This window comes from Bradyrhizobium sp. KBS0727, assembly GCF_005937885.2.
Lineage (GTDB): Bacteria > Pseudomonadota > Alphaproteobacteria > Rhizobiales > Xanthobacteraceae > Bradyrhizobium.
In genome coordinates this window covers 386,947-411,915 of the sequence record NZ_CP042176.1, presented here as the reverse complement: position 1 = coordinate 411,915, position 24,969 = coordinate 386,947, and the positions used below count along the sequence as shown (strand labels likewise).

Annotated in this window: 20 protein-coding genes; 12 read left to right on the top strand and 8 right to left on the bottom strand. The window is 62.6% G+C overall.

The features are described 5' to 3' along the window. Nucleotides 1-69: 69 nt before the first annotated feature. Nucleotides 70-624: a fasciclin domain-containing protein gene (locus FFI89_RS01920; protein ID WP_138832385.1), complete on the bottom strand. Its 555-nt coding sequence runs from the start codon at nt 622-624 to the stop codon at nt 70-72. Between the two features lie 363 nt (nt 625-987). Between FFI89_RS01920 and FFI89_RS01915 the strand changes: the two genes are divergently transcribed. Then, nucleotides 988-2,388: an MFS transporter gene (locus FFI89_RS01915; protein ID WP_138832383.1), complete on the top strand. Its 1,401-nt coding sequence runs from the start codon at nt 988-990 to the stop codon at nt 2,386-2,388. A gap of 37 nt (nt 2,389-2,425) precedes the next feature. Here the strand turns inward: FFI89_RS01915 and FFI89_RS01910 are convergent, their stop codons facing one another. Together FFI89_RS01910 and FFI89_RS01905 are read right to left on the bottom strand one after the other, a co-directional pair. After that, nucleotides 2,426-3,718, bottom strand: a complete 1,293-nt coding sequence (locus FFI89_RS01910) for a M20/M25/M40 family metallo-hydrolase (RefSeq protein WP_138832381.1) — start codon at nt 3,716-3,718, stop codon at nt 2,426-2,428. 122 nt (nt 3,719-3,840) lie between these two features. Next, nucleotides 3,841-4,602, bottom strand: a complete 762-nt coding sequence (locus FFI89_RS01905) for an SDR family oxidoreductase (protein ID WP_138832379.1) — start codon at nt 4,600-4,602, stop codon at nt 3,841-3,843. A gap of 120 nt (nt 4,603-4,722) precedes the next feature. Between FFI89_RS01905 and FFI89_RS01900 the strand changes: the two genes are divergently transcribed. Further along, the gene (locus FFI89_RS01900; RefSeq protein WP_138832377.1) at nt 4,723-6,237 is read left to right on the top strand and encodes a malonyl-CoA synthase; all 1,515 of its coding nucleotides are present in this window, start codon (nt 4,723-4,725) and stop codon (nt 6,235-6,237) included. 9 nt (nt 6,238-6,246) lie between these two features. Here FFI89_RS01900 and FFI89_RS01895 read toward each other — a convergent pair whose 3' ends face one another. Both FFI89_RS01895 and FFI89_RS01890 read right to left on the bottom strand, forming a co-directional pair. Further along, nucleotides 6,247-6,996: a cytochrome c oxidase assembly factor Coa1 family protein gene (locus tag FFI89_RS01895; protein ID WP_138832376.1), complete on the bottom strand. Its 750-nt coding sequence runs from the start codon at nt 6,994-6,996 to the stop codon at nt 6,247-6,249. Nucleotides 6,997-7,015: 19 nt separating this feature from the next. Continuing rightward, nucleotides 7,016-7,879, bottom strand: a complete 864-nt coding sequence (locus FFI89_RS01890; RefSeq protein ID WP_138832374.1) for a sulfite exporter TauE/SafE family protein — start codon at nt 7,877-7,879, stop codon at nt 7,016-7,018. 280 nt (nt 7,880-8,159) lie between these two features. On the opposite strand from FFI89_RS01890, the gene sdhC reads away from it, so the two are divergent. The 6 genes from sdhC (at nt 8,160) to FFI89_RS01860 (ending at nt 16,273) form a co-directional block, all read left to right on the top strand. Then, nucleotides 8,160-8,558: a succinate dehydrogenase, cytochrome b556 subunit gene (gene sdhC / locus FFI89_RS01885; protein ID WP_138832372.1), complete on the top strand. Its 399-nt coding sequence runs from the start codon at nt 8,160-8,162 to the stop codon at nt 8,556-8,558. A gap of 20 nt (nt 8,559-8,578) precedes the next feature. Next, nucleotides 8,579-8,953, top strand: a complete 375-nt coding sequence (gene sdhD / locus FFI89_RS01880) for a succinate dehydrogenase, hydrophobic membrane anchor protein (RefSeq protein WP_079587878.1) — start codon at nt 8,579-8,581, stop codon at nt 8,951-8,953. A gap of 3 nt (nt 8,954-8,956) precedes the next feature. Next, on the top strand, nt 8,957-10,798 hold the full coding sequence (sdhA, locus tag FFI89_RS01875; protein WP_138832368.1) for a succinate dehydrogenase flavoprotein subunit: 1,842 nt from the start codon (nt 8,957-8,959) through the stop codon (nt 10,796-10,798). 110 nt (nt 10,799-10,908) lie between these two features. Next, nucleotides 10,909-11,691, top strand: a complete 783-nt coding sequence (locus FFI89_RS01870) for a succinate dehydrogenase iron-sulfur subunit (protein ID WP_138832366.1) — start codon at nt 10,909-10,911, stop codon at nt 11,689-11,691. Between the two features lie 303 nt (nt 11,692-11,994). Beyond that, nucleotides 11,995-14,160 (top strand): hybrid sensor histidine kinase/response regulator, encoded by a 2,166-nt coding sequence (locus tag FFI89_RS01865; protein ID WP_138832365.1) that lies wholly within the window; start codon nt 11,995-11,997, stop codon nt 14,158-14,160. 109 nt (nt 14,161-14,269) lie between these two features. Continuing rightward, nucleotides 14,270-16,273, top strand: coding sequence for an ABC transporter ATP-binding protein/permease (locus tag FFI89_RS01860; protein WP_138832363.1), 2,004 nt, complete (start codon nt 14,270-14,272; stop codon nt 16,271-16,273). A gap of 221 nt (nt 16,274-16,494) precedes the next feature. Here the strand turns inward: FFI89_RS01860 and FFI89_RS35315 are convergent, their stop codons facing one another. Continuing rightward, entirely contained in the window at nt 16,495-16,737 is a 243-nt protein-coding gene (locus tag FFI89_RS35315; protein WP_138832361.1) for a GCG_CRPN prefix-to-repeats domain-containing protein, read from the bottom strand. Nucleotides 16,738-17,143: 406 nt separating this feature from the next. Between FFI89_RS35315 and FFI89_RS01850 the strand changes: the two genes are divergently transcribed. Further along, nucleotides 17,144-18,112, top strand: coding sequence for a c-type cytochrome (locus FFI89_RS01850; protein ID WP_138832359.1), 969 nt, complete (start codon nt 17,144-17,146; stop codon nt 18,110-18,112). A gap of 37 nt (nt 18,113-18,149) precedes the next feature. Further along, nucleotides 18,150-18,302 (top strand): ABC transporter substrate binding protein, encoded by a 153-nt coding sequence (locus FFI89_RS35310; RefSeq protein ID WP_168212746.1) that lies wholly within the window; start codon nt 18,150-18,152, stop codon nt 18,300-18,302. A 67-nt stretch (nt 18,303-18,369) separates the two neighbouring features. Here the strand turns inward: FFI89_RS35310 and FFI89_RS01840 are convergent, their stop codons facing one another. Then, nucleotides 18,370-19,569 (bottom strand): adenylate/guanylate cyclase domain-containing protein, encoded by a 1,200-nt coding sequence (locus FFI89_RS01840; RefSeq protein WP_138832357.1) that lies wholly within the window; start codon nt 19,567-19,569, stop codon nt 18,370-18,372. Nucleotides 19,570-19,918: 349 nt separating this feature from the next. Here FFI89_RS01840 and FFI89_RS01835 point away from each other — a divergent pair, with 349 nt between their 5' ends. Further along, nucleotides 19,919-20,191, top strand: coding sequence for a hypothetical protein (locus FFI89_RS01835; protein WP_138832355.1), 273 nt, complete (start codon nt 19,919-19,921; stop codon nt 20,189-20,191). A gap of 144 nt (nt 20,192-20,335) precedes the next feature. On the opposite strand, the gene FFI89_RS01830 is transcribed toward FFI89_RS01835, so the two are convergent. Continuing rightward, nucleotides 20,336-22,015 carry an adenylate/guanylate cyclase domain-containing protein gene (locus FFI89_RS01830; protein ID WP_246669572.1) on the bottom strand — a complete coding sequence of 560 codons (1,680 nt, stop codon included), beginning with the start codon at nt 22,013-22,015 and terminating at the stop codon, nt 20,336-20,338. 411 nt (nt 22,016-22,426) lie between these two features. Here FFI89_RS01830 and FFI89_RS01825 point away from each other — a divergent pair, with 411 nt between their 5' ends. Next, nucleotides 22,427-24,859, top strand: a complete 2,433-nt coding sequence (locus tag FFI89_RS01825) for an arylsulfatase (RefSeq protein ID WP_138832353.1) — start codon at nt 22,427-22,429, stop codon at nt 24,857-24,859. Nucleotides 24,860-24,969: the final 110 nt, after the last annotated feature.

The window sequence follows — 24,969 nt, the reverse complement described above, 5'->3', positions numbered from 1 at the left end:
AAAGCGAGCCGGGTTGCCCCGGCTCGCCGTCTTACGCGCCCTGTTGGGACCATTCAGGACACGCGAGAGTCAGGATGCCGGCATCAGGACGGTGTCGACCACGTGGATCACGCCGTTCGACTGATTGACGTTCGAGATCGTGACCATCGAGGAACCGCCCTTGGCGTCAATGATCCAGACCTTGCCGTCGGCCTTCTTGACGGTCAGCTCTTCACCTTCGGCGGTCTTGAGCTTCAGGCCGTCCTTCAGGTCGGACGCTTCAAGCTTGCCGGGAACCACGTGGTAGGTGAGGATCTTGGTCAGGGTCGCCTTGTTCTCGGGCTTGACCAGCGTGTCGACGGTGCCGGCCGGCAGCTTGCCGAAGGCGGCGTTGGTCGGCGCGAACACCGTGAACGGGCCCTTGCTTTCCAGCGTACCGACCAGGCCGGCGGCCTTCACCGCGGCGACCAGCGTGGTGTGGTCCTTCGAGTTGACGGCGTTCTGCACGATGTTCTTGGACGGGAACATCGCGGCGCCACCGACCATCACGGTCTTTTCCTCGGCGCTGGCCGGCGCCATGATGGTGGCCGAGAGGGCGAGGATGCTGAAGGCGGCGGCGGACAGAAGTGCAATACGCTTGGACATGGATAGTCTCCCGATTGATGAGGTGGCCGACGGATGTCGGCCGGATGGTGTCAACAACAGCGGCGGAGCCTTGCGAGGGTCCGACTGCGCCGTCGTTGGCCGAGTTACGGGAAGGTCTTGGGCTGGTTTCGAACAATAAATTATCGTGATGCGTGAAACTATTTTGACCCTACGCCGTGCAGGCACAGCCGAAACTCTCGACACTAATTTCCACTCCGCGGAAATGACGCGTGCGCCGCCGCGAGCAATTGGCTTGCTGCAATCTCCGAGTTAGTCCAGCTTGAACCATCCGGCATCGCGCAAAAAAGAAAGCCGGTCATAACGGGCGCCGTCAACGGTGCGGCGCGATGCGGGAGGACGACCATGAGCAGCATCACTGCGGATGGATTAGCCGCGCCTGCGGCAAGTCCAGTGGGCGGAGAAGTTGGACCGCTCGAACAAAAGCATCTTCAGAACGCCAATTATCGCGCCGTCGCCGGAAGCGGAGAGGTCACCAAAACCCATTGGCACATCGCCTTCGCCAACGCGCTGGGCTGGGGTTTTGACGGCATGGACGGCGTGATCTTCGCGCTGATCTCGCCTTTGGTGATCAAGGAATTCGCGCTCACCGTTCCCGAGTATCGTTCCGGCCTGCAGATCGCATTGTTCTTCGGAATTGCCGGGCTGTATTTCTGGCCGTGGCTGTCGGACCGGCTCGGGCGCCGCACGCTGCTCGCCGTCAACATCGCGCTGTTTTCGCTGTTGATGCCGGTCGCCGCCCTGTCGCCGACCTTTGCCACTTTCGTGATCGCGCGATCGATGGTCGGCTTCGCGCTCAACGGCGAATGGTCGCTCGGATCGATGCTGGTCGCCGAGACCTGGCCGGCGCGGCTGCGCGGCCGGGTGATCAGCATCACGCGTTCGACCTGGTGCCTCGGCGCGTCGCTGGCGGGCGGCATTACCGGATTAGTGGCTGCCGACTTCGGCTGGCGGGTGGCGGTGATGGTGCCCGGCGTGATCGCGCTGCTGGCGATCTACGTTCGCGCCACCTGCCCCGAATCGCCCTATTGGGTGCGCGCGCAGGATCGCAAGCAGCGCATCGCGGAGACATTGTCGCGCGCCGGCAGTGTCAGCGACGAGGACAAGGCCTGGTTCGGCAAGGCAAAATCGGTCGGCATCCGCCAGGTGTTTTTACCCGACGTGCTGCCTGCCACGCTGGTGGCGCTGTTCGTGGCGTGCTGCAGCACCTGTATCTTCGGCACCGTCGGCGGCTGGATGCCGCTCTATCTCGCCACCGAGAAACATTGGTCGACCGCCGAATACAGCCTGTTCTATGTGTTCTGGGGCCTCTCGGGATTCCTCGGCCTCTGCGTCGCGGGCTGGCTCGCCGACAAGATCGGCCGGCGGCTCGCGTTTGTCGTGACGCTGATCGAGGGCGCGATCTTCATGACGCTGTGGGTCTACACCGAAAACCATCTGCTGCTGTGGGTGTTCGGTCTGGCCTGGAGCTTTGGTTTCCTCGGCTTCTGGGGACCGAGCACGACACTGACCGCCGAAGTATTTCCGACGCGGATCAGGGGTGCGGCCAATGGCGTGGTGTGGGCGATTGCCTACTTCGTCGGCTTCGTGCTGTTCCCGTTCGTGACCGTGGCCCTGCAGCAGTATTCCGGATCGTTCGCGCTGTCGTTCCTCTGCATTCCCGTGCTGATGGTCGCGATGGCGATCGGTGTGACCATGATGGTGCCGGAACATTCGGGCAAGGAACTGAACGAGATCATCGTGTGAGACTCTCCGCCGCCGTCCCGGCGAACGCCGAGACGCCTTATTTCACCTTGTCCTGCGCCACATCCATGATCATGCGCACCGACAGATAGAGGCGCGGCACGATTGTCTCGAGCTTCACGTACTCGGCGTCGTTGGAGTGGGCGCCGTAGCCGCTCAGGCCGAAACCCTCGATGACGGGGGCCGTGGTCTTGAGGGCGGCGAACGCGGCATCGGTACCGCCGCCGGTGGCCACGTCCAGCACCTTCAATGGCAGCCCCAGTTCCTCGTAGATCGCGCTGCCGTGGGCAGCCAGGCGGCGCGACGCGGGCGTGGCTTCCAGCGGCGGCCGGCGCATCTCGAACCTGAGCTGTACCTTGGCGTCGGGAATCCGCTGGGTCTGCACACGTTGCTGCATCGTGGCTTCCAATTGGGTGAAATCGGACACCCTCAGCGCCCTTGCGTCCGCCTGGGCGCTGGCCTGTGCCGGGATGACGTTGCGGTTGGTACCGGCCTGCGAGACCGTCCAGTTCAGGCTCAGGCCCTGGTCGCGCCGCGACAGGTCGCTCAATTGCAGCACCTGATGCGACAGCTCGACCAGCGCGTTCACGCCCTTGTCCGGCGCCGAGCCGGCATGCGAGGCCTTGCCGTCCACCGTCAGATACGCCGCGCCGATGCCGCTGGTGGCCAGGCGCAGGCGGCCGTCCTCTCCGCCGCTTTCGTAGGAGAACACGGCGTCCTGTCCGCCCGCCATGCGGGTGATGGTGCTGCGCGAGCCCGGCGAACTGATCTCCTCGTCGCCGTTGATCAGCACGGTCAGCGTGCCGTAGTCGGCGAACTTCAGTGTTTGCAGCATCGCGACGGCGTGCAGGATGAGGGCTACTCCCTGCTTGTCGTCAGAGACGGCCAGTCCGTAGGCGCGCTCGCCATCGATGCGGAAGGGTTGGTCTTTCAGCATGCCGCGCAGATAGACGGTGTCCATGTGGGCGATCAGCATGATTTTCTTGCTGCCGGTCCCCTTGAATTCGGCGTGGACCATGGCACCCGACTTGGGCGGCGTGTCTTCCATCCGATAGATATCGGTCGGTTCGATGATCTCGACCTTGCCGCCCAGTCGGGTCAGGCGTTCGCCGATCAACGTCGCCAGCCCGGCCAGACCCTCGGCGTCCTTGCTGCCGGATTCGATGTTCACCAGGTCGCGCAGCGTGTCGAGCAGCGGGGCCTTTTCCTGCTGCGCCAGGTCGTGGATGCGATCCACCGGCGCAGCCGGCGAGGTTGCGGCTGACAAGGCCAACGTGCAGGCGGCGATACAAGCGAGTGCGAAATGCGAAGGGAGGTGGACGGGACGCAACATGGTAAGCCTTCAAAATGTTCGAGCGGGATGTTCCGGGGTTTGCTGCACACCGGAAACAGGTTCGGCTGTATCACACCGGCGCGCAGGGGGATGGAAGCCCTGCGCGCGTCCTTCGCGGCGATCTAATCCCGGCTCCCCGGCGTCTGGATGAATCCCCGGTTGTGCGTCGGGCTGATCAAAATCTCGTTCATGCACACCCGCGGCGGCATGCTGGCGACGAAGGCGATGGTGCGGCCGCAATCCTCGGGCTGCAGCATTTTCGCCTGCTCGGCTTCCGACGGCACAACGGGGCGCAGTTTCAGGATCGGGGTCGCGACCTCGCCGGGCGAGAAGCAGCAGGCGCGCAGGCCGTTGACACATTCGTCCATATTGAATGAATGGGTCAGCGCCAGCACCGCATGCTTGGTCGTGGTGTAGGCCGGGCCCGGCATCTTCGAGACGTGGCGGCCGGCCCAGGACGCGACATTGATGATGCAGCCGTCCTGCTGCTTGCGCATGGTCGGCAGCACCGCGCGCATGCAATACAACACGCCGTTGAGATTGATTTCGACGAGCTTGTCCCAGCCTTCCAGTTCCATGTCGGCCCAGCTTCGCTTCGGCACGTTGATGCCGGCGCTGTTGACCAACAGGTCGATCCGGGCATGTTTGGCGACGATCTGGTCGGCGGCCTTGTTGACGGCGGCCTTGTTGCTGACGTCGAGCGCGATGGCCTCGGCCTTGCCGCCCTTTTGAGCGATGTTCGCCACCACCTGGTCCAGCGCGTCTTTGCGGCGCCCCGAAACCACCACGGTCCAGCCATCGGCCGCCAGCGCCTCCGCCGCGGCCTCGCCGATCCCGCTGCCGCCGCCGGTTACCCAGGCCACGCGTTTCCCGTCATTTGACATGCAAACTGTCTCCGTTGCTTAGTGAAGGGCGTTTTTGCTATTGAATTATGTGGTTGCCGCGTCAAACCGGACCGCAACCGCCCCCCGCAATGATGCATGAATGCGACCCGGAAAACCATCATGAACGCCAACCTGTTTTCTCGCCTGTTCGACAAGTCAGACAACCCGAACCGGCTCGCGATCGAGATGCTCGATGGCACGCATATCAGCTATGGCGACCTGATCGCCCGCGCCGGCCAGATGGCGAATGTGCTGGTGTCGCGCGGCGTCAAGCCGGGCGATCGTGTTGCGGCGCAAACCGAAAAATCGGTGCCGGCGCTGGTGCTGTATCTCGCGACGGTGCGCGCAGGCGCGGTGTATCTGCCGCTCAACACCGCCTACACGCTGAACGAACTCGACTACTTCATCGGCGATGCCGAACCGTCGCTGGTGGTGTGCGATCCCTCGAAGGCCGAAGGCATCGGCGCGATCGCAGCCAAGGTCAATGCCAAGGTCGAAACGCTCGGCGCCGACGGCAAGGGGTCGTTGACCGATGCCGCCGCCAAGGCGCCCTCTGAATTCAGCACTGTCGCGCGTGCCGACGATGACCTCGCCGCGATCCTCTACACCTCAGGCACCACCGGCCGCTCCAAGGGCGCGATGTTGACGCATGACAATCTGGCGTCGAATTCCCTGGGCCTGGTCGACTACTGGCGCTTCACCGACAAGGACGTCCTGATCCACGCGCTGCCGATCTATCACACCCATGGCCTGTTCGTGGCGAGCAACGTCACGCTGTTCGCGCGCGCCTCGATGATCTTCCTGCCGAAGCTCGATCCGGAACTGATGATCAAGCTGATGCCGCGGGCCACCGTGCTGATGGGCGTGCCGACCTTCTATACAAGGCTGCTGCAGAGCCCGGCGCTGACGAAAGAATCCACCAAGCACATGCGGCTGTTCATTTCGGGCTCGGCGCCGCTGCTCGCCGATACCCATCGCGAATGGTCGGCGCGAACTGGTTTTGCCATCCTCGAACGTTACGGCATGACCGAAACCAACATGAACACTTCGAACCCCTATGACGGCGATCGTGTCCCCGGCGCGGTCGGCCTTCCCTTGCCCGGCGTGTCCGTGCGCGTCACCGATCCCGACACCGGCAAGGCGCTCGCGCCCGACACCATCGGCATGATCGAGGTCAAGGGCCCGAACGTGTTCAAGGGTTATTGGCGGATGCCGGAGAAAACAAAAGCCGAATTCCGTGCCGACGGCTTCTTCATCACCGGCGATCTCGGCAAGATCGACGACAAAGGCTATGTGCACATTCTCGGCCGCGGCAAGGATCTGGTGATCTCCGGCGGCTTCAACGTCTATCCGAAGGAAATCGAGAGCGAGATCGACGCCATGCCGGGCGTGGTCGAATCCGCCGTGATCGGCGTGCCGCATGCCGATTTCGGCGAAGGCGTCACCGCCGTGCTGGTCTGCACCAAGGGAGCCGACGTTACCGAAGCCGGCGTCCTGAAGGCGCTCGACGGCCGGCTGGCGAAATTCAAGATGCCGAAGCGCGTGTTCGTCGTCGACGAACTGCCGCGCAACGCCATGGGCAAGGTGCAGAAGAATATTTTGCGGGATACCTACGCGAATATCTACGCGAAGTAGGACTGCACTTCAGCCGTCATTGCGCGAAGCGACGCAATCCACGCCTTCGTCATTCCGGGATGGTGCGTTAGCACCAGACCCGGAATCTCGAGATTCCGGGTTCGATGCTACGCATCGCCCCGGAACGACGGTGAAACCTTCGAGCTCCGCTCTCGATTGCTGGAGAAGATCAATCGCATCATTGCGGCCGTCGACCTTGAGCCTGAGTTGCTTGAGCGACCAAACACCGTCTTGCCTGATCGCCTCCAGGAAAATCCGCCCTGAGGCCTTCGGCCCGGTCGCCGAAAAATTGAGAAAAGCGCGGCCGGACGATCCGCTGCTCGAAACCGAGCCCAGCGGCGTGCCGGCCGTGATCGGGGTCCCGAGCACGGCGGCCGCTTCGGCGCTGGCCTGGAGCCTCGATACGCCAAGCTCGTAGGCGCCCGAATGCTGGAGCAGATAGAAGGTGCCGCCAAAGATTCCGCCGAACAGCACAATGGAGCCGAGCCAGATCACGACGCCCCAGATCGCCCACAGGCGCTGGGTCCGTTTGAAATGCTCGATGCTGTCCCACCGCCCGTTGCGCCATGCCCAACGGCTGCCTTTGGCGCCAAGCACGAAGATCATGATAATGCCGACACCGGGAATGAGCGTCAGTAATGCAATGAAGGTGTTGTTGCCGACACCCCATATCCAATTGAGCAGAAACGCGCCCCAATTCCAGCGATCGAGTTCTGGCGGGATCGTCGCTGGCATGATGGGAGGAGGCGTGCTGGTCATATCGACTCCCGCGGAGAGTTTACTGCCCTGACACCAGACTTACCACAAAGCGGCTGCCGACGATGAACAGGTAGCTGCCGAACGCCAGCTCCAGCGTGCGCTTCGACATCGCGTGCGCGGCCCTCACGCCGAACGGCGCGACCAGGAGGCTGGTCGGCATGACCAGCAAGGCGCCGATCAGCGAGACATAACCGAGTGCGAACGGCAGTTGCAGCGCCGTGACGTCGGGATAGTGCGCGGCCGCCGGCCAACCGGCATAGACGTAGCCGATCGCGCCGGGGATCGAGATCAGGACCGCCAGCGCCGACGAGGTCGCGACCGCCTGATGGATCGGCCGGCCGTAGAACGTCATCAAGAGGTTGAGGAACAGCCCGCCGCCGACTCCCATCAGGGTCGAGAGCAGCCCGACCACGAACCCGTAGATCTTCATCAGCGACCCTTGCGGGAATTCGTCGCCGAGCTTCCAGCTCGCGCGGCCCAGGATCAGCCGCGCCGCGGCGGTCCAGGCCACGCAGACGAACACAATTTTGAACAGCCGCTCCGGCGCGTAGCGCGCGGTGACGCCGCCGGCGATGACACCGATCACGATCGGGACCAGCCAGGCCTTGAGGATCGCCATATCCACCGCCCCGCGGGCGTAATGGGCGCGGAACGAGCTGATCGAGGTCGGGATGATGATGGCGAGCGAGGTGCCGATGCAGAGCGGCATCCGCACTTCCAGCGGCACGCCGGCGAGCCGGAAGCATTCGTAGAACACCGGCACCAGGATCGCGCCGCCGCCGATCCCGAACACGCCGGCGAAAAACCCCGATATCGCGCCGACGGCGACCAGCATCAGCGCCAGCTCGACAAGCTCGGCGACATTAAGCCCGGCGATTGCCATCCGTGGTTCCCCCTGTCGTTTCCCTGCAGTCCCTTGGCCGAGCGACGAGACGCGCGCGTTCATGAATCGTGCTTCAGGTATACCAGCACGGCGCCAGCCATGGACCACCATGGGGGTTTGTCAACGCCTGCAATTGCAGGCCTCCTCCATAGGTATGAACCGCCGTTCGGAATTGGTGATTTTGGTCGTTGCGCTCGCTGTTTCGACTTCGTAAATAGAATTACTTTAACCGCGATCCCCCGAAGGGCCGTCCCGCGGCCCGCCAACTTCAAAGCCGCCGATGACCGCCAGGATCGAACGACCGCTTTCGCCGCATCTGCAGACATATCGCTGGACCCTGACGATGGCGCTTTCCATCGTCCACCGCGCCACCGGCGTGGCGCTGTATTTCGGCACCCTGCTGCTGGCCTGGTGGCTGATTGCCGCCGCCTCCGGCCCCACCGCCTACGCCCATGTGCAGGCCTTTACCGGCAGCTTCATCGGCCGGCTGATCGTGTTCGGCTACACCTGGGCGCTGCTGCACCATCTGCTCTCCGGGCTGCGCCATTTCGTCTGGGACCTCGGCTACGGCTTCAAGGCCAGCGAGCGCGAGGGCCTTACCTGGGGTGCCGCGATCGGCGGCATTACGCTGACGGTGCTGGTTTGGATCGTCGCCTACACGATCGGAGGTGGCCGATGACCGCGCCAAAATCTCCCTCGATGCGCACGCCGCTGGCGCGTGTCCGCGCGCTCGGCGCCTCGCATTCCGGCACTGGCGATTTCTGGCGCCAGCGCCTCACCGCCGTGGCGATGGTGCTGCTGATCGTGCCCGTCATCGTGGTGGTCCTGATGCTGATCGGCCGCAACCAGGCCGGTGCGGCGCAAATTCTCGGCTCGGCGCCGATCGCGATCATCCTGCTGCTGTTCATCATCGCCAGCGCCTGGCACATGAAGATCGGCATGCAGGTCGTGATCGAGGACTACATCCATAACGAGAAGCTGAAACTCGCCAGCGTGATGGCCAACAACTTCTTCTGTTTCGCGGTGGCGCTGGCCTCGATCTACGCCATTCTAAAATTGTCGTCGGGAGTCTAACCCATGGCCGGTGAAACTAACGGCAACGGCAACAACGGCAGTGGCCCCGCCACCAACGGAAAAGCCTATCCGATCGAAGACCACACCTACGACGTCGTGGTCGTCGGGGCCGGCGGCGCCGGCCTGCGCGCCGTGGTCGGCTGCAGCGAGGCCGGCCTGCGCACCGCCTGCATCACCAAGGTATTCCCGACGCGCTCGCATACGGTCGCGGCGCAAGGCGGCATCTCGGCCTCGCTCGGCAACATGCATCCGGACGACTGGCGCTGGCACATGTACGACACCGTCAAGGGGTCGGACTGGCTCGGCGACCAGGACGCGATCGAATACATGGTGCGCAATGCGCCCGACGCCGTCTACGAGCTCGAACATTGGGGCGTGCCGTTCTCGCGCACCGAGGACGGCAAGATCTACCAGCGCCCGTTCGGCGGCATGACCCTGGACTACGGCAAGGGCCAGGCGCAGCGCACCTGTGCTGCCGCCGACCGCACCGGCCACGCCATGCTGCACACGATGTACGGCCAGGCGCTGCGCCACTCGGCCGAATTTTACATCGAGTTCTTCGCCATCGACCTGATCATGGACGACCAGGGCGTCTGCCGCGGCGTCGTCGCGCTCAAGCTCGACGACGGCACGCTGCATCGCTTCCGCGCCCAGACCACGATCCTCGCCACCGGCGGCTATGGCCGCGCCTATGCCTCCTGCACCTCGGCCCATACCTGCACCGGCGACGGCGGCGGCATGGTGCTGCGCGCGGGGCTGCCGATGCAGGACATGGAATTCATCCAGTTCCACCCGACCGGCATCTACGGTTCGGGCTGTCTCGTCACCGAAGGCGCGCGCGGCGAAGGCGGCTATCTCGTCAATTCCGACGGCGAGCGCTTCATGGAGCGCTATGCGCCGTCCGCCAAGGATCTGGCGTCGCGCGACGTGGTCTCGCGCGCGATGACGATCGAAATCCGCGAAGGCCGCGGCGTCGGCAAGAAGAAGGATCACATCTTCCTGCACCTCGACCACCTCGATCCCAAGGTGCTGCACGAACGGCTGCCCGGCATTTCCGAATCGGCGAAGATCTTCGCCAATGTCGACGTCACCCGCGAGCCGATCCCGATCGTGCCGACCGTGCACTACAACATGGGCGGCATCCCGACCAACTTCCACGCCGAAGTGCTGACCAAGAAGAACGGCGACGACAACGCCGTGGTGCCCGGCCTGATGGCGATCGGCGAAGCCGCCTGCGTCTCCGTGCACGGCGCCAACCGCCTCGGCTCCAACTCGCTGATCGATCTCGTCGTGTTCGGCCGCGCCGCCGCGTTGCGCTGCGCCGAAAAGCTGACGCCGAACGGCAAGCAGCCCGAACTGCCGGCCGGCTCCGCCGACCTGGCGCTCGGCCGGCTCGACCATTATCGCTACGCCTCGGGCGGCACGCCGACCGCGAAACTGCGCGACGGCATGCAGCACGTGATGCAGACCAATTGCGCGGTGTTCCGCACCGGCGAAATCCTGCACGAAGGCCAGAACCTGATTCACAAGGTGCATGGCGGCATCAGCGACGTCGGCACCTCGGATCGCTCGCTGGTCTGGAATTCGGACCTGGTCGAAACGCTCGAATTCGACAATCTGATCGTGCAGGCCGTGGTGACGATGGACTCGGCGGCGAACCGCACCGAAAGCCGCGGCGCCCACGCCCGCGAGGATTTCGCCGCCCGCGACGACAAGAACTGGATGAAGCACACGCTGGTGTGGATCGACAACGGTGGCAAGTCCACGATCGATTACCGCCCGGTGCATGATTACACGATGACGAACGACGTGCAGTACATCCCGCCGAAGGCGCGGGTGTATTGAGGAGCCACAACAGCCCGTCATTCCGGGGCGATGCGAAGCATCGAACCCGGAATCTCGAGATTCCGGGTCTGGTCCTTCGGACCATCCCGGAATGACGAAAGGTCAGAAGAATGGTTGAATTCGCGCTTCCGAAAAATTCAAAAATCTCCGGCGGCAAGGCCTGGCCGAAGCCGGCGGGCGCGACGGAAACGCGCGAGTTCAGGGTCTACCGCTGGAACCCGGACGACGGCAAGAATCCGAGCGTCGATACCTACCACATCGACGTCAACGATTGCGGGCCGATGGTGCTCGACGGCCTGATCTGGATCAAGAACCACATCGATCCGACGCTGACCTTCCGCCGCTCCTGCCGCGAAGGCGTCTGCGGTTCCTGCGCCATGAACATCGACGGCCAGAATACGCTGGCCTGTACCAAGTCGATGCACGACGTGAAGGACGGCGCGGTCAAGATCAATCCGCTGCCGCACCAGCCTGTCGTGAAGGACCTCGTCCCCGACCTGACGAATTTCTATGCGCAATATGCCTCGATCGAGCCGTGGCTGAAGACCACCACGCCGACGCCGCAGAAGGAATGGAGGCAGAGCCACGAGGATCGCGAAAAGCTCGATGGTCTCTACGAGTGCATCCTGTGCGCCTGCTGCTCGACCTCGTGCCCAAGCTACTGGTGGAACAGCGAGCGCTTCCTCGGTCCTGCTGCATTGTTGCAAGCGACGCGCTGGGTCAAGGACTCCCGCGACGAGGCTACCGGCGAACGGCTCGACAACCTCGAAGACCCGTTCCGGCTCTATCGCTGCCACACCATCATGAACTGCGCCAAGGCGTGCCCGAAGGGCCTCAACCCCTCGGAAGCGATCGCCGAGCTCAAGCTGAAGATGGTCGAGCGGCAGATCTAGGGGTCCGCCGCAAGCCCACCGTCCTCCCCGCGTAACGGCTTCGCCATTATCGCAGAAGGAGGCGCGCAGCGCCGTCTCGAAGGATGGCCGCAGGCCTCTCAGCATCCTTCGCGGCTCGCCGAAATACGCGATGCAAGTGCATCGCGGAGCTCGCACCTCGGGATGACGCAGAATCCCCTTGCCGCGCCGGGGTTCTCGTCCGGCCTATTTGAATATCAGTTTATCGATCCGGTTCCACCGCTCGCAAGCCGCTTTATTCCCGGCGGCGGATTGCAGTAAGCTCGGCGCAGACTCGGAGCGCCCGTGCAGACCGCACAACGCAACTCGCTGAGACTGCTGCAGTGGATGATGGTCGCCTCATTGGCGCTTCCGCTGGGGTTGTTCGTCCTTGCGTCCACGGTGTCCTGGGTTTCGATCCGGCAAACCGCCGACCGCGAGATCGAGCGCACGCTGGATGTCGCGCACGAGCACGCGCTGAAGGTGTTCGAAACCATCGACCGCAGTCTGTCGGAAATCGCCGAGATCGTCCGCGGCATCCCCGATGCCGGCATCGTTTCCCGTGAGGAAACCCTGCACCTGCGGCTGAAGCAACTCGCGGACTCGCTGCCGCAGGTGAAATCGGCCTGGATTTTCGACGCCAAGGGCCATGCGCTCGTCAACAGCCTGGTCGTGCCCGCACCCGAGATCGATTTTTCGGACCGGGATTATTTCAAGGCCCATGTCGACCGCGATATCGGGACCTATATCGGCGAGGCGCTGAAGCCGCGGCCGCCCTATCAGGGCGCGGCGTTCTTCGGCGTCAGCCGCAGGCGCACCAACGAGGACGGCAGCTTTGGCGGCGCGATCCAGGCTTCGGTACTCCCGGAATATTTCGAGAATTTCTACGCCCGGATCGGCAGCGAGCCGGGCAGCTTTTTTGCGCTCGGCCTGACCGATGGCATGGTGCTGGCCCGCTTCCCGACGAGCGACCGCGATATTCGGCTCGATCGCAACGGTCCGATCGGGCAAAAGATCGCGGCCCATCCCTACGCCGGGCTGATCACCGTGACGTCGCCGACCGACGGCATCGAGCGCCGCGTCGGCTATCAGCGGCTCGCCGAATATCCGATCTATGTCTCAGCCGGCCTCGAGACGTCGGCGATCCGCTCGCGCTGGCTCTCCACCATGAGCCAGCACTTGATCTTCGGCGCGCCGGCCACCGCGCTCTTGTTCGTCCTGCTCGCCTCGGCGTTGCGGCGGACCCGCCGTCTGTACTTCGAAGCCGCCAGGCGGCAGGAAGCCGAAGAGGCGCTCAAGCACGGCCAGCGGCTGGAGGCGCTGGGCCAGCTCACCGGCGGCGTGGCCCATGACTTCAACAACCTGCTCACGATCATTCGTGCTTCCGTCGACCTGCTGCGGCGGCCGGACCTGCCGGAGCCGAAGCGGCTGCGCTATATCGAGGCGATCTCCGACACGGTGACGCGCGCCGCCAGGCTGACCGGGCAGTTGCTGGCTTTCGCGCGGCGGCAGACGCTGAAACCCGAGTTGTTCGACGTCGGGCATAACGTGCGGATGCTCGGCGAAATGATCGGCACGCTGATCGGTTCGCGGATCGAGATCGTCATCACGGCGCCGGACGAGCCCTGCTACATCAACGCCGACGCCGGCCAGTTCGAGACCGCCATCATCAACATGGCGGTCAATGCGCGGGACGCGATCGACGGCCCGGGCCGGCTCACAGTGACGGTGCGAACCGCTGACGCCTTGCCGGAGACGGCTGCGCCTTCACACCATCCGCTGGCGCGCACTTCCCCCGGCTATGTCGCGGTATCGGTCGCGGATACCGGCATCGGCATTCCCAGGGATCAGTTCGAACGAATCTTCGAGCCGTTCTTCACCACCAAACAGGTCGGCCAGGGCACCGGACTCGGCCTGTCGCAGGTGTTCGGCTTTGCCAAGCAGTCCGGCGGCGAAGTCGTCGTCGCCAGCGAACTCGGCAAAGGCAGTACCTTCACGCTGTATCTGCCGCGCGCGGCCGGCGCCGGCAGCCCGCAACACATGCCGGAGCAGGATGCACCGCCGATCGACGGCCATGGCATGACGGTGCTGGTGGTCGAGGACAATCCCGAAATCGGAAAATTTGCCGCCGACTCGCTGGCCGGGCTCGGCTACACCGCCAAACTGGTCGGCAACGCCACCCACGCCCTCGAAGAGCTGGCCGCCGATGCCGACCGTTTCGACGTGGTCTTCACCGATGTGGTGATGCCGGGGATGACCGGCATCGAACTGGCGCAGGAAATCCGCCGCCATCATGCCGGTCTGCCGGTCGTGCTGACCAGCGGCTACAGCCATGTGCTGTCGGAACACGGCAGCACCGGCTACGAGCTGCTGCAAAAGCCCTACTCGATCGAGCAGCTCGCGCGCGTGCTGAACCGGCTCGGCCGCTCGCGTAGGGAGCGGCGGGCGACGGCGACGCCGGCAGCGGGGTGAGACCCTCCCGTCATTCCGGGGCGATGCGCAGCATCGAACCCGGAATGACGGTGGAGAGATGCAGCCCCGCCCCCACGGAACCTTTTGATTTCCTTCGCGTTACCGCGACATGGCCAAATCGTCTGTCAACTCCAAGCCGTCCGCGAAGAAATCCCGGGCGAAGGATTCGCTTGCGAAGAAAACCCCGGAAAAGAAATCGGATCCCGTCGATATCACCACCGAAGACGGCGAGCATGTCGAACCGCCGCCGCCGGAAGCGGTCGAGCCCGATCCGGAATGGACCGAGGAAGAGGCCGAGCAAGCGCGAAAAGACTATCTGCTGACGCGATTCTGGATCAGCGCGCGCGGCTTCTGGGGCAAAGGCGGCGACCGGCTGGCGTGGCTGTTCACGATCGGTCTGCTGATCCTGATCGTCGCCAATGTCGGATTTCAATACGGCATCAATGTCTGGAACCGGGCGATCTTCGATGCCATCGAGAAGAAAGACTCCGCCACCGTCTTCTATCTCTCCGCGGTGTTCTTCCCGCTCGCGATCGGCAGCGTTCTGCTTGGCGTGGTGCAGGTGTTCGCTCGCATGGGCATTCAGCGCCGCTGGCGTGCCTGGCTGACCAATTCCGTGGTGTCGCGCTGGCTCGCCAACGGCCGCTACTACCAGCTCAACCTCGTCGGCGGCGACCACAAGAATCCCGAATACCGCATCGCCGAGGACCTGCGGATCGCCACCGACTCGCCGGTCGATTTCATCGCCGGCGTCACCTCGGCGTTGCTGTCGGCTGCGACTTTCATCGCCGTGCTCTGGACCATCGGCGGCGCGCTGACGGTGACCGTCGGCGGATCGACCCTGACCATTCCAGGCTTTCTGGTGATCGCCGCCGTGCTCTACGCGGCGATCGCATCAGGGGCGATCGTGACGATCGGACGCCGCTTCGTGCAGGTGTCCGAGGACAAGAATCAGGCCGAGGCCGAGTTTCGCTACACGCTGACCCGGGTGCGCGAAAACGGCGAGAGCATCGCGCTGCTCGGCGGCGAGGAGGAAGAGCGCGACGGCATCGACAAGACGTTCACGAAGGTGCTGCGGCAATGGGCGCGGCTCGCCGGCCAGCACATGCGCACCACGCTGGTGTCGCAGGGATCGAGCCTGATCGCGCCGGTGGTGCCGCTATTGTTGTGTGCGCCGAAATTTCTCGACGGCAGCATGACGCTCGGACAGGTGATGCAGGCGGCTTCTGCCTTCACCATCGTGCAGACCGCGTTCGGCTGGCTGGTCGACAATTATCCGCGGCTGGCCGACTGGAACGCCTGCGCACGGCGCATCGCCTCGCTGATGATGTCGCTCGACGGGCTGGAGCGCGCCGAACGCGGCGACGGCATCGGCCGCATCCAGCGTGGCGAGACCAACGGCGACGCCATGCTCAGCCTCAACGATCTCTCTGTGACGCTCGATGACGGCACCGCGGTGGTCGGCGAAACCGAGGTGGTGATCGGGCCCGGCGAACGGCTGCTGGTGGCCGGCGAATCCGGCACCGGCAAGAGCACGCTGGTGCGTGCCATCGCAGGGCTGTGGCCGTGGGGTAGCGGCAGCGTCAGCTTCCACCCCGACCGGCGGCTGTTCATGCTGCCGCAAAAACCTTACATCCCGTCCGGCACGTTACGCCGCGCCATTGCCTATCCCGGCGCCGCCGACGACTGGAGCATCGCGCAAATGTGCGAAGCCCTGCACAAGGTCGGCCTCGATCATCTCAAGGAGAAGATCGAGGAAGACGCGCCGTGGGACCAGACTCTGTCCGGCGGCGAAAAGCAGCGGCTGGCGTTCGCGCGATTGCTGCTGCACAACCCCGACATCGTGGTGCTGGATGAGGCGACCTCGGCGCTCGACGAAAAGAGCCAGGACAAGATGATGGAGATCGTCATCAAGGAATTGCCGAAAGCCACCATCGTCAGCGTCGCCCATCGCGTCGAACTGGAAGCCTTCCACAGCCGCAAGATCGTGCTGGAGCGGCGCAAGGGCGGCGCCAAGCTCGTCAGCGACATCGACCTGATCCCGCGCAAGGGCCAGCGCCGCCTGCTCGGCCGTCTTCTGCGCCAGCGCAACGCGCCGAACAAGGCGGCGTGAGTTGTCTCCTCATGAGAGGGATTAGGCGAACCTCAAATTTCTTTTTCATCGTCCGCCTTGTGCACAATTGTACACCGGGGCGGACGATGACACCAAGTTAAGGTGGCGCGCAGCGGCGGATGAGGGGTCTGCCTCCGCGGAGAGAACCCCTCACCCGACTCGAATGAGCTGACGCTCTTTCGATCCACCCTCTCCACAAGGAGAGAGGGAGGGCAGCAGCATCAGCGCAGGATGCACATCATCGATTGCCGGCTCCATCGGTAATCTTGGCCGCAAGGGGGCGTCGGTCGGGACGTGGCCGGGCACTCGTTACGAACCGGCAATCCTTGCTGCCATCCGTCGCGGACGCATGCCCCGGAGCTCGTGGCATGGCAACCGACGCCGCAACCATCCTCGGCAAGGGCGGGCCCACCAAGTGCGAAAACAACGAAGCTGGATGCAAAGCAGGCAGATCGGAAGGTCATTGTAGCTCCTCCTTGTCCTTTAGATTAGTGCGGCTGACTAATGTTGAGACGTCAACATCGTTCCCACGGCGCATCTTCGGGACCTTCGTCACAGGCCCGCTGTAGCGCTTCAGCGTCCAAATCTCTTGATGGCACTTGGCCGATGTCGGCGTCTGACCGATTACCCGCCTGGCGTCAGAAGCGGACATGCCCTCGAAGTCTGCTTTTGACCCCAATTGAGACATTGGCCGCACCCAGCGCTGATCAAACGTCGCCGCTGAATGGCTTCAGCGGGGCACCCACCGCGGCCGGATTTGCTTGGGCGGCAGGTATGGCGAGCACGTTGACATTCGGGGGCGCTTGCCCGGAGTTCATGGGTGAGGCAAGCTCCCTATATCTGCCGGCTCGGACACTCGGGAGGCTGAAAATGAGGATTGTTCCCGCGCTGCTCTCGTCTGTGATCGTTTGCTGCTTGCTCGCGATACCGATTGCAACCGCCGCCGACGGTCCTCCCGCTTGGGCCTACACGCCCAACAATCCCGACTACAAACCTCCCGCCGATGACGGAAAGCAAGTTCGCGTGCCAGACAGCACGGCCGGCTATACCTGGAGCCAGCTGCGTGATCGTTTCATTGCGCCGGTTTGGCACCCCAGCGACCACGGCGCGCTGCCGGACATCGTCGCGAACGGCCGCAAACCCGGTGTGTTCGCATGCGGATTTTGTCACCGCGCCACCGGGCCTGGTGGTCCGGAAAACGCGGACCTTGCAGGGCTGCCGAAGAGCTACATCATCCAGCAGATGGCCGACTACAAGAGCGGGGCGCGTGGTACGACCCTCCCCGGGCGAATTCCGGCAAAGCTAATGATCGAGCTTTCTAAGCCGATCACTGACACCGAAATCGAAGTCGCGGCGGCCTACTTTTCGGCTTTGCAGCCGCTCAAACGCATCAAGGTGGTCGAGAGTGAAACCGCGCCAAAGACCTATGTGGCGGGTCTGATTTGGACTGCGGTGGAAACCAGCGAGCGCGAGCCGATCGAAGCGCGGATCGTGGAGGTCCCCGACGATCTGCTGCGCTTCGAAAGCCGCGACCCTCGATCGACCTTCACAGCGTATGCACCAATCGGGAGCCTCGCCAAAGGCGAGGCGCTAGTCGTGAAAGGTGGGTCGGGCAAAACGATCCAATGCGCGTTGTGCCATGGCGCGGACCTTAAAGGACTTGGACCGCTGCCAAGCATTGCTGGTCGTTCACCGAGCTACATGTTCCGGCAGCTCTACGACTTCCAGCACGGCGCCCGAACTGGAGAATGGAGCCCGTTAATGGCCCCAGTTGTAGCCAATCTCGACGAGCAGGACCTTCTCGCGATTGTAGCGTACCTCGCATCTCGCGATCCGTGAGCGGGCACGAAACCGCGCCGCGCAATCGGGCGTACTGGTGCGAAAGATACTGCAAGGCAATGCTATCGCCGAGTTGCCCATTGAGCGTCCAACCCGCTTCAGGCTTGTGGCCAATTTAGTAACGGCCCGTACCCTCGGTCTGACCCTGCCGACATCAATTCTGCTCAGCGCGGACGAAGTGATCGAGTAAGGCTGCCCAATTGCCGTGGCGTTGCAGCCCCTCCAAGGCAGCTCGCTACCTTACGGCAAACCGGCATTCAGCCGTGATACGCAAACAGTTCGATCGGGTCGTTGAAGCCGCGCACCGGATATTCGCCGACGCGTTCGAGTTCAAAATCGTCTTTGACGAAGTCGCTAAACGCGCGCGACAGCAACACCGTCCGGCCCAGTTGCTTGGTGAGGGTTTCGAGACGCGAAGCCATGTTGACCGCCGGACCGATGACGGTGAAGTCGAGCCGGGCGCGCGACCCGATATTGCCGTACATGACGTCGCCGACGTGGATGCCGATGCCGTAATTGAGCGGCGCACGGCCGGTTTCGCTGTTCTTTTCGTTCAGGGCGACCATGGCCTGGCGGGCTTCGGAGACGGCATGCAGCAGATTGGCGCAGGCCGACGGCTGGCTGAGCGGGAAGATCGCGAGCATGCCGTCGCCGATGAATTTCAGGATTTCCCCGCCATGTCGCGCCACCGGCTCCGACATCGCGTCGAAATAGCCGTTGAGGAGATCGATGACGTCATCGCGCGGCCAGTTGTCGGAGATTTTTGTAAAATCACGCAGATCGCAGATCATGATGGCGGCGCTCACCGTCGTCCCGGTCCCGCGCCGGGTAGCGCCGGCCAGAATGAGTTCGCCGGCGTGCGACCCGACATAGGTTTCGAGCAGCGTTCGCGCCAGCCGGTTCTTGATCCGGATTTCGCTGACCAGCGACAGAACCGGCAACACGTTCGACAGGCTCGCGATGTGCGCGGCGTCGAAACCTCCGGGCCGGTCGGTGGCAAAGGTCACGATGTGCCGCTTGCCGAGCGTATGGTACAGCGGCCACGCCACATAGTCGGTCAGGCCTTTCGCCCGCATCTCGTCATAGACGGCGTGCTGGCGGCCGAGCGAGGGATTGCGCTCGAGATTCTCGCGCACCTCGGTGGCGCCGTCATGAATTTCGTTGGCGGGGCTGCCGATATATTCGGATCGCCCGCGGACATCGTAGTCCACACGTGCCAGCTCGGCTTCGCGCATCCCGTCGGCCCACATGATCCGGGCGCCCAGCCATTGCGGATGGTGGATCAGAACATGAAGCGTCGCCCGCTTGACCGGAATGCCCGCTTGCTGGAGCCGGATACACATCTCGGCGAAGATGTTGTCGATGAAGCGCTCATCCCGCGTGCCGTTGGTCAACCAGTGCACGACGTCGCTGTCGGAATACGCGGTGACGGGATCGATGTGTGACGGCGCGTCCATAGCTTGCTCCCGGGAGGTGCCCCCGATCGGCGGTCCCGGATATGTCGTGTCCCCGCCCGCCGGCGTCAATGGCATCCGCCACGGCTGTATGTCCGCATATGCCAGAAGCGGGCATACCATCCAGGCCCGCTTTTGGCCGAAACGGACGTTAGGCGCGACTTACCCAATCCCGGATCGCAGGACCTTGGGCTCCCCCATACCGTCACCACGATCATTCCTGCAATTGAACCAACACCAAATCCGGCCACACCAAACCAGGTAGCCCAATGCAATTGACGGCCGTAACCCTGCCGATGGGTCAATAATGCGGCCTTGTCATCGAACGAGTACTTGGTCAACGGATGTTTCCATGCAGTTTTTCCTTTATGAAATCGTCGCCCGCGTCGTCGCGATCTATTTGTGCGTCGATTGCTACCGCAAACTGCGGCATGGCCTTGTCGAGAGAAAAATTGCGTACTTCAATACTGATCTTATAGATTGGTTGCTCGTGGACTGGTCGAAGATGATTATTCCTAGAGATGCCGCGCCGATCCGGTACTGGATAACAATCGGCCTCCGAATAATCGCCCTGGTCTCATGCCTCATTGTTGCGATATTTGGCTGGTTTCAGCCAAACGCCTGAGCCTTTGCTGATGGCCCTTAACCGACGTTAGGGCTTCGTCGAATGTCCGCTCTGCGCCGGAAGCCCAAGTCGGCTTTTTGACCCGTTTCGGACGTGAGCCTAAGCGCGACCGTTTCGTTGAACGTGCAACCGAGGCAAGCAACATCAGTCCGGAAGTCCTGCCTGGCGGAGACCCTTGGCGAACAAGGCAAGGTCCTCCGCTCGGCGAAACGGCGCTAAATCTCCGAGATTAGAGGCCCGCAAGTCGGGGTTAAGTTCGAGCGCCCGTGCCATGGCTTTCTGTGCTGGCGCAAGTCTGCCGGCAAGCGCATTGCTGGCTGCGGACATGCAGACTGCCAGCAGGAACGCCGGATTGTCGCGCATCGACTTTTCGGCGCATGACGACGCCATGTCATAGCGGCCCGCAAGAAAATGGGCATACGCCATGGCTCCCTGCATGTTGTACATCGACGGATCGAGTGGGCTCAGGCGCATAGCACGCGCAGCGTGATCAAGTATGAGGTCCGGCTCACCTCTCCAAACTCTCACCCACGCACTAAGATTCCAGGCTTGCGCGAGGTTCGGATTGACCGCCAGTCCACGATCCACGAAAGCCATAGCGTCGTCGAACTCATGGGCTACAAAGGCGAGTGCATATCCACCCATGCACAGCGCTACCGGGTCATTCCCACCGAGCTGGACTGCTTTCCTGGCCAGCCGCGTAGCTTCGGCACTCTCCTGCACGTGCTCGATCATCCAACCACGCCCCTTGCGCTGCGTGTAGCACCACGCGGCCATGCCATAGGCGCAGGCCAGACCGGGGTCGAGTTCGATCGCCTTGCGAAAGAGCCGGAGCGATTCGCTGTTCGCGTCCTTGGTCCACCGACGGGCGCTCGCCAGCCCACGCAGGTAGTAGTCGTAAGCATCGAGATTTTCGGTTAGTTTGTGCTTGGCTCGCTTCATCTCCGCATACAGAAGCTTCGGGGCGATTGCACCGACGACGCTGGACGTCACCTGGTCTTGTAGATCGAACATGTCTTCGAGCGCACCATCAAAACGGTCTGCCCAGAGATGTGCTCCGGTTTCAGCATCGATAAGCTGACCGGCGATACGAATGCGATTTCCAGCCTTGCGCACGCTACCTTCGAGCACGTAGCGCACCCCGAGCTCGCGGCCGACCTGCTTTACGTCCACGGGGCGGCCCTTGTAGGTAAAACTTGAATTGCGTGCGATTACAAACAGCCAGTGAAAGCGTGACAGCGCCATCGTGATGTCTTCCACGACGCCATCGGCGAAATACTCCTGGTCCGGGTCGGCACTGAGGTTCTGGAAAGGCAGCACGGCAATCGAGGGTTTGTCCGGGAGCGCCAATGTGGGTCTTTGGCTTGCGGCTGCACCATCCCTCATTTTGAAAACGCGGACCGGTCGTTCAATGTTCTTGAGGATCTGCTCTCCGGCATCGTCAAACACAATATCGAGCTTGTCTCGCAGTTGTCGGTGCGCATCATCGGAAACACAGATGCCGCCGGGCTCCGCAATGGCTTCGAGCCGTGCTGCTACGTTGACCCCGTCGCCGAATATGTCCCCGTTATCTTCGATAATATCACCGACATTGATACCAATGCGGAACTCAACGCGAGTGCTCGGTGGTACGCCTAAATTGCGTTCCACCATGCCGCGCTGAACATCGACCGCACAGCGCATCGCGTCCACAACGCTATTGAACTCGGCTAGAAACCCATCGCCGGTATTTTTGACGATGTGTCCGCGATAGGCGGCAACCTTTGGATCAATCAGGACCCGCAGGTGTTCCTTCAGCCGGACGTGCGTGCCCTCTTCGTCCATGCCCGTCAAACGGCTATAACCCGCAACATCGGCCGCGAATATGGCTGTAAGCCGTCGCACTAAGTGTTCGCGGGTCAAGGGTAATCTCCCGCCGAGGCGTGAAGCGTCTAACCCCGCCGGTTTGAGCCGGCAACTGAATGTTAGCGACAATCGGCGTCAAATACTACCGCTGCGATCAACCAGGATGCGCGCCCGCGGCGTCGAACACGGCGGTCTATGTCCGTTCCTGGGACCGAGAACGGACATCCGCGCCGAAATAAACCCGGCGCCCGTCACGTGCCGAAATTGCATAGACCGGCGCGGCGATCCCTCTAAACTCCATGACGCGAAATTTCGTCGGCTTCCGGTCGTGGAGAGCGCATCGTGATCAAAATTGCAAGTTTCCTATCATCGACAAGTATCCTTCTGTGCATGTCGCTTGCGCCGAACGCGGCGGCCCAGCAAATCACGGGCACGCCGGGCTCACCCGGCGCCACGTTGACAATCGATGGCAAGCAGCTTCCGCCTGAACCTCCCAAGTTCGGCGGCGTGATCAACGAGACGGCCAAGGATTCCAAGCCGTATTGGCCCCCCTCGGTCGTGCCGCCCAAAGGCGCGCCAAACGTGTTGCTTATCATGACGGACGACCAGGGCTATGGCGTGTCCGGCACCTTCGGCGGTGTTATTCCTACCCCGAACATGGATCGCATTGCCAAGTCAGGGTTGCGCTATACGCAGTTTCACTCCACGGCGCTTTGCTCGCCGACGCGGGCGGCGTTGATCACCGGCCGCAATCACCATTCGGTCGGGTTCGGCGTCATCGGCGAAATGTCCACCGGCTATCCGGGCTACAATTCCGTGATCGGTCAAGATAGCGCGACGATCGGAACGATTCTCCGCGACAACGGATACGCCACATCGTGGTTCGGCAAGAACCATAACACCCCCACCTATCTCTACAGCGCGGCCGGACCATTCGACCAATGGCCCGTCGGCATGGGGTTCGAATATTTCTACGGGTTCATGGGCGGCGAGACCGACCAGTGGACACCCTACCTGTTTCGCAACACGACCCAGGTATTCCCATGGATCGGCAAACAAAACTACAACCTCATCACTGACATGGCGGACGACGCCATCAACTACATGAATGGCCTGGATGCCGCCGCACCGGACAAGCCGTTCTTCGTCTACTACGTGCCGGGCGGGACACATTCGCCGCATCAGCCGAAGAAGGAATGGATCGACAAGTTCAAGGGCAAGTTCGACATGGGTTGGGAGAAGCTGCGCGAGCAAATCTTCGCCAATCAGAAGCGGCTTGGAGTCATTCCCGCCAATACCCAGCTTACCCCCTGGCCGGATACCCTGCCGAAATGGGACTCGCTCTCCCTGATCCGAAAGAAGCTGTACGCGCGCGAGGCTGAAGTATTTGCCGGCTACGCAGCCTATACCGACTATGAGATCGGCCGTGTCATCCAGGCGGTCGAGGACATGGGCAAACTCGACAACACGCTGATCATTTATATCAGCGGCGACAACGGCACCAGCGCCGAAGGAACCCTTGAAGGCACCCCGAACCAGATGACTGCCTACAACGCTATTCTGGACCTCCCTGAGGCCGAACTGATGCTGAACTATGAGGCCTGGGGCTCAGACAAGACCTACCCGCATATGTCGGTGGCCTGGTCGTGGGCGTTCGACACGCCATTCAAATGGACCAAGCAGGTAGCTTCGCATTTCGGCGGCACAAGACAAGGCATGGCCATCTCATGGCCTGGTCACATTACGGACCCCGGCGGCATCCGCAGCCAGTTCCACCACATGATCGACATCGTGCCGACCATCCTCGAAGCCACCGGCATCCAGGCCCCGACGACGGTCAACGGCATCGCGCAGAAGCCCATTGAGGGTGTGAGCATGGCCTACACGTTCGACAAGGCTAATGCCAACGCCCCGTCAAAACGCGACACGCAGTATTTCGAGATGTTCGCCAATCGCGGCATCTACAACAATGGCTGGTACGCCAATACGACGCCGCCGGTGCCGCCGTGGATCATGGGAACGGCGAAGCTGCCTGAAATCAACGAATACAAATGGGAACTCTACAACGTCGCCGAGGACTTTTCGCAAAACAACGACCTCGCCGCCAAGAATCCCGACAAGTTGAAGGAAATGCAGGCGTTGTTCCTGACGGAAGCGGCGAAATACCAGGTCTTGCCGCTGGACAACTCGGTCCTGCCTCGGCTCGTAACTCCACGGCCGAGCGCGACCGCCGGGCGAAGTGTCTTCACGTTCAAGGGGGAGAATGCCGGCATTCCGGACGGTAACACCCCGAGCATCCTCAACAAGGATTACACAATCACTGCCGAGATAACCGTTCCCCAGGGCGGCGCCGAAGGAATGATCGCCACGTACGGCGGTCGCTTCGGTGGATACGGCCTCTATCTGCTCAGGGGCAAGCCGGTGTTTTCCTACAACATGCTCAATCTAAAGCGGTATCGCTGGGAGGGCGGCGTGGGAAATCGCGATGTCTTCGGCGATGCGCTCAAGCCTGGCAAGCACACGATTGTGTTTGAATTCAAGTATGATGGACCCGGCCCCGGCAAGGGCGGCACCGGCGTGCTCACGGCAGACGGTAAGCTGGTCGCCAAAAAGTCGATGCCGCACTCGATTCCCTTCCTGATGGCGATCGACGAAACCTTTGACATCGGGAGCGACACCCGCACGACGGTGGACGACAGTTACAAGCTGCCGTTCCGCTTCACCGGCAAGATCGACAAGCTGACCTACAAGCTCGGCCCGACGCAAATGACGGATGACGAACAAAAGCTCACGCGGCATGCGCTCGAAAGAGCGAGGGATTGAACGCCAGAAAGAGCGAGGGATTGAACGCAAACGCCGGTTTCTATGTCTGCTCTTGGCACCGGAAGCGGAAAGGATCTTCGAGCTGGTCGCAAAAGCTCATAGGCCGTTCG